This window comes from Nocardioides deserti, assembly GCF_014266025.1.
Classification (GTDB): Bacteria; Actinomycetota; Actinomycetes; order Propionibacteriales; family Nocardioidaceae; genus Nocardioides; species Nocardioides deserti.
In genome coordinates this window covers 1-9,572 of the sequence record NZ_JACMYC010000030.1, presented here as the reverse complement: position 1 = coordinate 9,572, position 9,572 = coordinate 1, and the positions used below count along the sequence as shown (strand labels likewise).

Genomic DNA, 9,572 nt, shown 5'->3' with positions numbered 1-9,572 from the left:
TCGACGGGGAGCTCGAGGCGCTGCGGATGCTCACCGACCGGCGTGAGGCACTGACCCGTCGGCGGGTCCAGACCGTCGACCGACTCCAGGCGTTGTTGGCAGAACTCCTGCCAGGGCAAGTGAAGCGGCCAAGGCCATGCTCGCGTCAGTGCGCCCACCGACCGGCGTGAGGCACTGACCCGTCGGCGGGTCCAGACCGTCGACCGACTCCAGGCGTTGTTGGCAGAACTCCTGCCAGGGCAAGTGAAGCGGCCAAGGCCATGCTCGCGTCAGTGCGCCCTCGTGACATCGCTGGGAAGACCCGTCGCCGGATCGCTGCCGAAGAGCTCGCCGAGCTGGTCGCGGTCGAGGCGAAGATCAAGAAGTCCACCGCCGAGCTCAAAGCCATCGTCCTGGCTCGCGGCTCACGCCTTATGGATCTGCACGGCGTCGGCCCCGTCGTCGCTGCCCGCACCTTGGCCGACGTCGGCGACGTGAGGCGCTTCGCCGACCGCAACCGGTTCGCGTCCTGGACCGGCACCGCACCCCTCGACGCGTCCTCCGGCGAGCAGAATCGGCACCGGCTCTCACGTGCCGGAAACCGGCGGATGAACCACATGATCCACATCGCCGCGATCAGCCAGATCCGCCTCGACACCGACGGCCGCGCCTACTACCGGCGCAAGCGAGCCGAAGGCAAGAAGCCCCTCGAGGCCATCCGGTGCCTCAAGCGCAGGATCTCCGACGCCATCTACCGCCAGTTGCTCGAGGACGCACAACGTGCCGCTGTCGAACGCGTTGGCACGGGTCCGGGAGGGCACTGCAGGGCGTCTCAAGAATCCAGCGCGGCCGACCCTCCCCTGCACGTCGACACTTCGGATCAGCCACTTCCCGGACCCGCGGAGAAGACGCTACGCCGAACCGGTTGACAACAGAAGGGAGCCGGAATGTCGTCGCGAGCGCGCTCCGAGGCGCTACAACCGCGCAATTGAACGACTGTTGACCGCGACTCGCGCTCAGCCGTCGATCGCGGCGGCGCGCACGACCATCACGTCCGGCAGGTCGGCGACCGCGCAGCGCCAGGTGTCGCCCCCGTCGGGCGAGCACCAGACGGTGCCGTTGCGCGCGCCGACGTACACACCGGCCGAGGGGTGCTCGTCGGTGCACATCGCGTCGCGCACGACCGCGACCCACAGCCCGTCGGGCAGCCCGTCGGGGCCGCCGCCGAGCTCCTCCCACGACTCCCCCGCGTCCCGTGAGCGCCACACCCGCGCCCGCCCGTCGGGCGGGAACCGGCCCTCGCCGAGCGGGAAGACGTAGATCGTGTCGGGCTCGTGCGGGTGCACGACGACGGGGAAGCCGAAGTCGCTGGGCAGGCCGTCGGCGATCGAGGTCCAGGTGGCGGCGTGGTCGTCGGAGCGGTAGACACCGCCGTGGTTCTGCAGGTAGAGCCGCTCGGGCCGCGCCGGGTGGCGCGTCACCTTGTGGACGCACTGGCCGAGCTCGGGGAACTGCTCGCCCTCGGGAAGGAACTCCGCCCGGATGCCGACGTTGCGCGGCTGCCACGAGGCGCCGCCGTCGGAGGTCTGGTAGACGCCGCCGGTCGAGATCGCGACCGTGACCGACGCGGGGTCGGTCGGGTGCGGCAGCACCGTGTGGAACGCCTGGCCGCCGAAGCCCTCGCCCCACTCGGGCCGGTGCGGGTGGTCCCACAGCGCCCGCTCGAGCGCGAACGCCTCGCCGCCGTCGGTCGAGCGGAACACCGCACCCGGCTCGGTGCCGGCCCACACCACCCCGGGCTCGGCGCCGGCGACGAGCTGCCAGATCCGCTCGACGGAGGCGTCGACGTCGTCGGGGAACCGGACCGCCCCGCCCGGGGTCTGCTCCCACGTCGCGCCGAGGTCGTCGGAGCGCCACACCTGCGGGCCGAGCCAGGACGACGACGCGCCGGCGAGCAGCCGGACGCGTCCGTCGCGGGTGTCGACCAGGCAGGAGTAGACCTCCTCCATGGCGAAGTGCGGGCCGGTGAACGTCCAGTCCTCGCGCGCCTCGTCGGACCGCCCGACCCAGAGGCCCTTGCGGGTGCCGACCATGAGGACCGTGCTGCGGGCCATCCCCGCTCCTTCCGCCGTGCCGGTGTCCCCTACGTTGACCCGGTGACGCGGACGAACTCATCGGCGGCCGTCCGGTCGCTCTCCCCGGTCTGGCTCGTCCTCGTCGGCATCGCCTCGGTCCAGCTCGGCGCCTCGGTCGCGAAGTCGCTCTTCGACGAGGTCTCGCCCAGCACCATCGTCTGGCTCCGGCTGGTCACCAGCGCGCTGGTCCTCGTCGCCGTCGCGCGGCCGGTGCTGCGCGGGAAGACCCGGCACGACTGGTTCGTCGTGCTGGGGTACGGCGCGTCGCTGGGCTGCATGAACTGGGCGATCTACCAGTCCTTCCAGCGCATCCCGCTCGGCCTCGCGGTCACGATCGAGTTCGTCGGGCCGCTGACGCTGGCGGTGCTCGGGTCGCGCCGGCTGCGCGACGTCGCCTGGGTCGGCCTGGCCGGCCTCGGCGTGCTCCTCCTCGGCTTCGAGCGCACCGACCTCGACCTCCTCGGCGTGGCCTACGCCGTCCTCGCCGGCGCCGCGTGGGCGGCGTACATCCTGCTCAGCGCGGAGACCGGCGCCCGCTGGCGCGGCCTCGACGGCCTGGCGGTGGCCAGCGTCGTGGCGACGCTGCTGCTCTCCCCGGTGGCGCTGGGGAGGTACGGCGACGAGCTGGCCGACCTGCGCATCGTGCTGATCGGGGCGCTGGTCGGCCTGCTGAGCTCGGTCGTGCCGTACACCTGCGAGCTCGTCGCGCTCCGCTCGATCAAGCCGTCGGTGTTCAGCGTGCTGATGTCGCTGGAGCCCGCGGCCGCGGCGCTCGCCGGCATCCTGGTGCTGGGCGAGCTGCTGGCGCCTGTGCAGTGGCTCGCGATGGCCTGCGTGGTGGTCGCCAGCGTGGGCGCGACCCGGACGGGTCGGTCGCTCGCCGAACCGGTGCCCGACTAGTTCACCGGGACGTCACACGACCTTGACCCGGGTGTCGTCCCGGCTTCCTAGCGTCGGGCCATGGCCTTCCGCGCGTCGCTCCCGCTGCTCCCGACCCTCGTCCGCCGGGTCCGCGAGTGGCCGGAGGAGTCGCAGCTGCAGGCCAGGCGCAACGCCATGGTCGCCTCCACCGCGCTGGCCCGACGACGTGCCGAGCGCATCGAGGTGGAGGAGTTCCTGGCGGCCCGGGCGATGACGGCCGCCCCGGTTGCTCCGGCCACCCCGGCCGGTCGCGTCGCGCACGGCTGAGGTCGCCGGCCCGGCACCTCCCTGTCGGGCCGGCGGCCTCCTCCGGTTGCTCCGCTCCCCCGGTTGCTCCAGCGGGTCACTCCGGCCACTCGAGCCACACCACCGGCTCACTTCCCGGCCATCCCTGCCGCTCCTCGGCCATCGCAACAGCAGAGAAGCTCCAGCATCCCAAGTTCACTTGGGATGCTGGAGCTTCCCTGCCCCTCCACCCGCCACGCTTCCCACCCACCCCGTGGGCTCCGCCACGACTCCCGGCGCAGGGCGGGCCGCTCTGGCACGCTTGAGCGCATGCAGTCGACCGCGCACACCGCGCCTGCCGCCACCATCGCGTTCCGCGACGTGCTGTCCGACGACGGCACGCGGCTGCGGGCGTGGACCAACGACCCCGAGGGGCGGATCGAGGGCCCGACGGTGCTGCTGTGCAACGGCCTGGGCACCAACCCCCTGGTCTGGCCGGCGCTGCTCGAGCCCGACTGCGGCGTGCGGGTCGTGTCGTGGAACCACCGCGGCACCGGCGGCTCGGACCGCCCGGCCGACCCGGACGCGTGCGGCGTCGACGAGCTGGTCGAGGACGCGCTGTCGGTGATGGACCACTTCGGGCTGGACCGGGTCGTGGTGATGGGCTGGTCGATCGGCGTCAACACGATGTTCCAGCTCGCGGTCGACCACCCCGAGCGGGTGAGCGCGCTCCTCGCGGTCGCCGGCGTCCCGGGCGACAGCTTCTCCACCATGCTCGGCCCGCTGCGGCTCCCCCGCGTCGCCGCCCGCGCGGTGACGGTCAACCTCTCCAAGGTCGTCAGGCTCGCCGGCCGGGCGATCACACCGGTGACGACGCGGCTCCCGATCGGTGACAAGACGGTCGCCGTGCTCAGCCACTCCGGCTTCATGTTCCCGGTGGCCGACGCGCAGCTGACCGCGGCGGCGGTCAAGCAGTTCCTCAGCACGCCGATCGACTGGTACTTCCACATGGCGCTCACCACCGCCCAGCACCGCCGCGTCCCGCTGAGCCGGGTCGACGTGCCGTGCGTCTTCGTGGCCGGCCGCTGGGACGTCCTCGCCGGGGCGCGGCACATGGCCACCGCCGCCGAGCGGGTCGCCGACGGCACCTACGTCGAGCTGTCGGGGTCGCACTTCGTCCAGATGGAGCACCCCGACGAGGTGCACCGCCAGCTGCTCGACCTGGTCGTGCGGGTCTCCGACGAGAAGGTCGCCTGATGACCCGGCCGACGGGGCAGCCGCGCACCTCCCGCACGCTCGCGTCGTACGCCGTGGGCGCGCTGCTGCTGTCGGTCGTCCTGGCCGGCTGCGGCCAGGGCGGTGACGAGGTCGACGTCGACGTGACCGGCACGGCGCCGGCCAGCCCGTCGGCGCAGGCCTCGGAGAGCGCGTCCGGCACCGCGAGCCCCTCGGCCGGCACCGGCCAGGGACGGGGCGAGCGGGTCGAACTGCCGACGTCGCGGCGACCGAGGGTCGTGGCGACCGCGGTGACCGGGCTCGAGGCGCCCTGGGGGCTCGACTTCTTCGCCGACGGCGACGCGATCGTCACCGAGCGTGACACCACCCGCGTGCTGCGGGTCTCGCCGGACGGCGAGGTGACCGAGCTCGGCACCATCGACGCCGCGGCGCCCGGCGGCGAGGCCGGTCTGCTCGGCGTGGCGCTGTCACCGGACTTCGAGCAGGACCGGCTGGTCTACCTCTACGTCACCACCGCCGAGGACAACCGCGTCGTGCGGGCCGAGCTCGACGGCGACCGGCTCGGCGCGACCGAGGACGTGCTCACCGGCATCCCGAACGGGTCGATCCACGACGGCGGCCGGCTGCTCTTCGGGCCCGACGGCCACCTCTACGTCTCCACCGGCGAGATCGGCGAGCCCGAGCGCGCGCAGGACCGCGACGACCTCGGCGGCAAGATCCTGCGGATCACCACCGACGGCGAGCCCGCGCCGGGCAACCCGTTCGACTCGCCGGTCTGGTCGTGGGGGCACCGCAACGTCCAGGGCCTCGCGTTCGACGGCGAGGGCCGGTTGTGGGCCTCGGAGTTCGGCGACAGCACCTGGGACGAGCTCAACCTGGTCGAGAAGGGCGCCAACTACGGCTGGCCCGGAGTCGAGGGCCGCGCCGAGGGCACCATCCAGGGCGGCCCGAGCGAGGAGTTCGTCGACCCGCAGGCCCAGTGGCGCACCGACGAGGCCTCCCCCTCGGGGCTGGCCCACGCCGACGGCCATCTCTACCTCGCCGCGCTCCGCGGCGAGCGGCTCTGGCGCGTCCCGGTCGAGGGCGACGGCGCCGGGGAGCCCGAGGCGTTCCTCGTCGGCGACCACGGCCGGATGCGCACGGTCGCCTTCGCCCCCGACGGGCGGCTGTGGCTGACCACGAGCAACCGCGACGGTCGCGCCGAGCCCCGCGAGGGCGACGACCGGATCCTCGTCCTCAAGCCCTGACGGGCTCCTCCTCGGACCGCACGGTCCCGACCACGGTGGCGCGTCGGGCGGCGCGGCGCAGCGTGGTGAGCACCGCCGGCCCGAGGACGACGACCGCCACCACGTTGGTGATCGCCCGGACGGTGTCGAAGCTGCCGGTCGAGGTGAGCAGCGTGTAGACGAGGAACGTCGTCAGGTTCTCCATCAGCGGCGCGCCCGGCACGAACGCCAGCGACCCCTCGTGACCGGGGACCTGCACGCCGAGCAGGAACGGCCACGACGAGAGGTTCATCAGCGCGCCGAAGAGGTACGCCGCCACCGCGGCGTACGCCGCCAGCATCGCGATCTCCCAGCGGCCGCGCACGCGCCGCGGCAGCAGCCCGGCACCCATGCCCATCCACGCCGCGCACATCATCTGGAACGGCAGCCACGGCCCGACCCCGGCGGTCATCAGCGCCGAGGCGAACAGCGACGTGCAGCCGAGCACGAAGCCGAACCCGGGCCCGAAGACCCGGCCGGCCAGCACCAGCATGAAGAACACCAGCTCGACCCCGGCCGTGCCCGCCGACACCGCCCGCAGCACCGCCTGGACCGCGCTCAGCACGCCGAGCACCGCCAGCACCCGCGCGTCCAGGCCGCCCTCGGTGAGCTCGGCCAGCACCACGGCGACCACGACCGGCAGCAGGGCCAGGAACAGGAACGGCGGGTCGACCCGGGCGTCGCCCGGCACCTGCAGCAGCAGGGGCCAGCCGAGCATCATGAGGCCCGCCAGCGACGCGACCGTCAGCACCATCGCCGAGCGGCGGGAGACGCGGACGGCGCTGGTCGGGCCGGCCGTCGGGTTGCTCGTCGGGCTGGCGGCGCTCACGCCGACTCCAGGGCGGTCGCGACCTCGTCGACGCGCAGCCACGGCGGGCCCAGCACCTTGGCGACCTGCGGCGCGAACGACGGCGACTCGGCGAGCACGCGGTGCGCGGGCCCGGACGAGACGACCTCCCCCTCGGCGAGGACGACCACCGCGTCGGCAGCCTGGGCGACGAACTCGACGTCGTGGGTGGCGACCAGCACCGCGTGCCCGTCCGCCGCGAGCCGCCGGAGCGTGGCGGCGAGGACCTTCTTCGCCGCGTAGTCCAGCCCGCGGGTCGGCTCGTCGAGCAGCAGCACCCGGGGCCGGGCCGCGAGCACCAGCGAGAGCGCGAGCGCGAGCCGCTGACCCTCGGACAGGTCGCGCGGGTGGGCGTCGTCGGGCACGTCGGGGACCAACGAGGCCAGGATCGCCCGGGTCTCCGGACCGCCGGCCGCGCACTCCTCGGCGACGGTCTCGAGGTAGAGCAGGTCGGCCGCGTCCTGCGGCAGCAGCCCGACGGCCGCGCGCCGGTCCGCCGGCTCGAGCCGCGCCGGGTCCTGGCCGCCGACGTCGACGCTGCCGGCGCGCCGCTTGCGGCTGCCCTGCAGCGCCCACAGCAGCGAGGACTTGCCCGCCCCGTTGCGGCCCATCAGCGCGGTCACGCACCCGCCGTCGAGGTCGAGGTCGACCTCGCGCAGCGCCGTCGTGCGGCCGTGGACAACAGTGAGCGACCGCGCGCCGAGGAGGGGTACGTCGCCGGGCCGGCCGACGGGCTGGGGCCGCGGCTCGGGTGCGGCGAGGTGGAGCGTCCGGGCGCGGCGACGCGCGTCGCGCACGCTGAGCGGCAGCGGGTGCCAGCCGGCGAGCCGGCCGAGCTCGACGATCGGCGGGACGACCGGGGAGGTCTCGAGCAGTTCCGCGGTGGGCCCGACGCGGACCGACCCGGAGCCGTCGAGCACGACCATCCGGTCCGCGAACGGCACGACCCGCTCGAGCCGGTGCTCGGCGAGCAGCACCGAGACGCCCAGGTCGTGGACCAGGCGGGTGAGCGTCGCGAGCACCTCCTCGGCCGCGGTCGGGTCGAGCGCGCTGGTCGGCTCGTCGAGCACGAGCAGCCGGGGGTGCATGGTCAGCACCGCGCCGATGGCGACTCGCTGCTGCTGGCCGCCGGAGAGGGTCCGCAGGTCGCGGTCGCGCAGGGCGGCGATGCCCAGCAGGTCGAGGGTCTCCTCCACGCGTCGGCGCATGGTCTCGGGAGGCAGGCCGAGCTGCTCCATGCCGTACGCGAGCTCCTCCTCGACCGTGTCGGTGACGAAGCCGGCGGCCGGGTCCTGACCGACGTACCCCACGACGTGCGCGCGGTCGCGCGGCGCCGCGTGGAGGACGCTGGCGCCGTCGAGCAGCACGTCGCCGCTCAGCACGCCGCCGGAGAAGCGTGGGACCAGCCCGGTGACGACACCGAGCAGCGTCGACTTGCCGACGCCGGTCGGGCCGCTGACCAGGACCAGCTCGCCCTCCTCGATCTCGAGGTCGACGGCGTCCAGCACCGGCGGCGCGCCCTCGGCGTACCGGAAGCAGATGTCGCGCAGCTCGATCACGCCGCCACCATCCTCGGTTCAGGGGCGACGAGCGCCGGGAGCGCCCCGACCAGCACGCCGAGCAGCAGCGCGAGGCTGATCTCCGGCATGCGGGTGAGGTCGGGGTAGGCGATGGCCAGCTGGGCGCGGCTGGCCCAGACGCCGACCGCGCCGGCGACGATCCCGGAGCCGACGACGGCGAGCTCGGGCCAGCGCCAGGGGTCGGGGCGGTAGCGCGAGCGCTGCACCCGCCGGCCCGCGGACGCCAGGCCGGCGACCGCCGCGACCAGGCCGAGCACCAGCATCGGCGCGGCCAGCACGCGCGGCGCGGTCTGGTCGAGCACGCCGTAGACCCCGACGCAGATCCCGCCCAGGCCGACGAGCAGGAACGCGCCCGTCGTCCACCGCTCGCGGCGGGTCTGCCCGGGCGCGCGGCCGTAGCCGCGGGCGTCCATGCCGGCGGCCAGCGCCAGCGAGCGCTCGAGGGCGTCCTCGAGGACCGGCACCAGCACACGGCGCAGCCCGCGGACCCGCCGCTCCTCCCCCGCCCGCAGCTGCTGCGCGGCGCGGACCCGCCGGACGCTGTCGGCCAGCTGCGGCAGCACGGACACGGCCACGACGAGCGCGGTGCCGACCTCGTGCAGCGCCGGCGGCACCGAGCGCAGCAGCCGCTTGGGGTTGGCCAGGGCGTTGGCGGCGCCGATGCAGACGATGATCGTCGCGAGCCGCAGCCCGTCGTACACCCCGCCCATCAGGCCCTCGAGGCTGAGCGGACCGAGCAGCGTGATGCCGAGGACCCAGTCGGGCAGCGGGACCTCGGGCAGGTCGAGCAGGACCGTGCCCGGGTAGGTGCCCCCGAAGACGATCCGGAACACCACCCGGAGCACGAGCACCAGGAGGGCGAGCCACAGGTAGAGCCGGAAGGACGCCGCCCACGGCTGGTCCGAGCGCCGGGCCAGGACCACGAGGGTCGCGACGGCGAGCAGCAGGCCGAGGACCAGCGGGTTGGTCGTCGACGACGCCGCCGCGGCCAGCCCGATCGCCCAGGCGTACCACGCGACCGGGTGCAGGTCGCGCGGCAGCCGCGCCCCCCGGGCGCGGCTGCGCACGCTGCTCGCCCTCCCGGCCACCGACCCGGTCACGACGCCGACGCGCTCCGCCTGCGCACCACGACCGCGCCTCCGGCCCCCAGCAGGAGCACCACGAGGACGAGCGGCACCCACGCCGGCAGGCCGCCGTCGGCTGGGTCGGCGGCCTCGGAGCTCGCCGACGGCGCCAGGGTCTCCGGGTCGGCGTCGGCGCTCGCGGTCACGGCCGGCTCGTCGCTCGTCTCGTCGCTCGTCTCGTCGCGGTCGGCGCGTCGGTCCTTCTCACGGCCACCCTTGCCGCGCTCGCCGCCGGCGCGCGCGGACGGCGACGCCCCCGC

General features: G+C 74.6%; 10 protein-coding genes. 5 read left to right on the top strand and 5 right to left on the bottom strand.

Annotation, left to right across the window (positions count from 1 at the left end; translation table 11 throughout):
• Positions 1-272 precede the first annotated feature (272 nt).
• A complete protein-coding gene (locus H7344_RS20015; RefSeq protein ID WP_222130933.1) occupies positions 273-908 on the top strand; it encodes a transposase in 636 nt (211 codons plus the stop codon).
• Positions 909-995: 87 nt separating this feature from the next.
• Here the strand turns inward: H7344_RS20015 and H7344_RS20010 are convergent, their stop codons facing one another.
• Positions 996-2,093 carry a WD40/YVTN/BNR-like repeat-containing protein gene (locus H7344_RS20010; RefSeq protein WP_186347748.1) on the bottom strand — a complete coding sequence of 366 codons (1,098 nt, stop codon included), beginning with the start codon at positions 2,091-2,093 and terminating at the stop codon, positions 996-998.
• 42 nt (positions 2,094-2,135) lie between these two features.
• On the opposite strand from H7344_RS20010, the gene H7344_RS20005 reads away from it, so the two are divergent.
• From H7344_RS20005 to H7344_RS19990, 4 genes are all read left to right on the top strand, one after another.
• On the top strand, positions 2,136-3,014 hold the full coding sequence (locus H7344_RS20005) for an EamA family transporter (protein WP_186347747.1): 879 nt from the start codon (positions 2,136-2,138) through the stop codon (positions 3,012-3,014).
• 60 nt (positions 3,015-3,074) lie between these two features.
• Positions 3,075-3,302 carry a hypothetical protein gene (locus H7344_RS20000; RefSeq protein ID WP_186347746.1) on the top strand — a complete coding sequence of 76 codons (228 nt, stop codon included), beginning with the start codon at positions 3,075-3,077 and terminating at the stop codon, positions 3,300-3,302.
• A 288-nt stretch (positions 3,303-3,590) separates the two neighbouring features.
• Positions 3,591-4,517 carry an alpha/beta fold hydrolase gene (locus H7344_RS19995; protein ID WP_186347745.1) on the top strand — a complete coding sequence of 309 codons (927 nt, stop codon included), beginning with the start codon at positions 3,591-3,593 and terminating at the stop codon, positions 4,515-4,517.
• Entirely contained in the window at positions 4,517-5,743 is a 1,227-nt protein-coding gene (locus H7344_RS19990; protein ID WP_186347744.1) for a PQQ-dependent sugar dehydrogenase, read from the top strand. The genes H7344_RS19995 and H7344_RS19990 overlap by 1 nt, the downstream gene beginning before the upstream one ends.
• Here H7344_RS19990 and H7344_RS19985 read toward each other — a convergent pair.
• From H7344_RS19985 to H7344_RS19970, 4 genes are all read right to left on the bottom strand, one after another.
• Positions 5,733-6,590 (bottom strand): ECF transporter S component, encoded by an 858-nt coding sequence (locus H7344_RS19985; protein WP_444544109.1) that lies wholly within the window; start codon positions 6,588-6,590, stop codon positions 5,733-5,735. The genes H7344_RS19990 and H7344_RS19985 overlap by 11 nt on opposite strands.
• Positions 6,587-8,167 carry an ABC transporter ATP-binding protein gene (locus H7344_RS19980; RefSeq protein WP_186347743.1) on the bottom strand — a complete coding sequence of 527 codons (1,581 nt, stop codon included), beginning with the start codon at positions 8,165-8,167 and terminating at the stop codon, positions 6,587-6,589. The genes H7344_RS19985 and H7344_RS19980 overlap by 4 nt, the downstream gene beginning before the upstream one ends.
• Entirely contained in the window at positions 8,164-9,255 is a 1,092-nt protein-coding gene (locus tag H7344_RS19975; RefSeq protein ID WP_229706873.1) for an energy-coupling factor transporter transmembrane component T, read from the bottom strand. The genes H7344_RS19980 and H7344_RS19975 overlap by 4 nt, the downstream gene beginning before the upstream one ends.
• Before the next feature lie 29 nt (positions 9,256-9,284).
• On the bottom strand, positions 9,285-9,572 hold a 288-nt coding region (locus H7344_RS19970; RefSeq protein ID WP_222130932.1), incomplete at its 5' end, for a hypothetical protein.

Excerpts from the sequence above, each read along its gene's own strand:
- H7344_RS20010 (WP_186347748.1), bottom strand. The coding sequence starts at position 2,093 with ATGGCCCGCAGCACGGTCCTCATGGTCGGCACCCGCAAGGGCCTCTGG.
- H7344_RS20000 (WP_186347746.1), top strand. The coding sequence starts at position 3,075 with ATGGCCTTCCGCGCGTCGCTCCCGCTGCTCCCGACCCTCGTCCGCCGG.
- H7344_RS19995 (WP_186347745.1), top strand. The coding sequence starts at position 3,591 with ATGCAGTCGACCGCGCACACCGCGCCTGCCGCCACCATCGCGTTCCGC.
- H7344_RS19990 (WP_186347744.1), top strand. The coding sequence starts at position 4,517 with ATGACCCGGCCGACGGGGCAGCCGCGCACCTCCCGCACGCTCGCGTCG.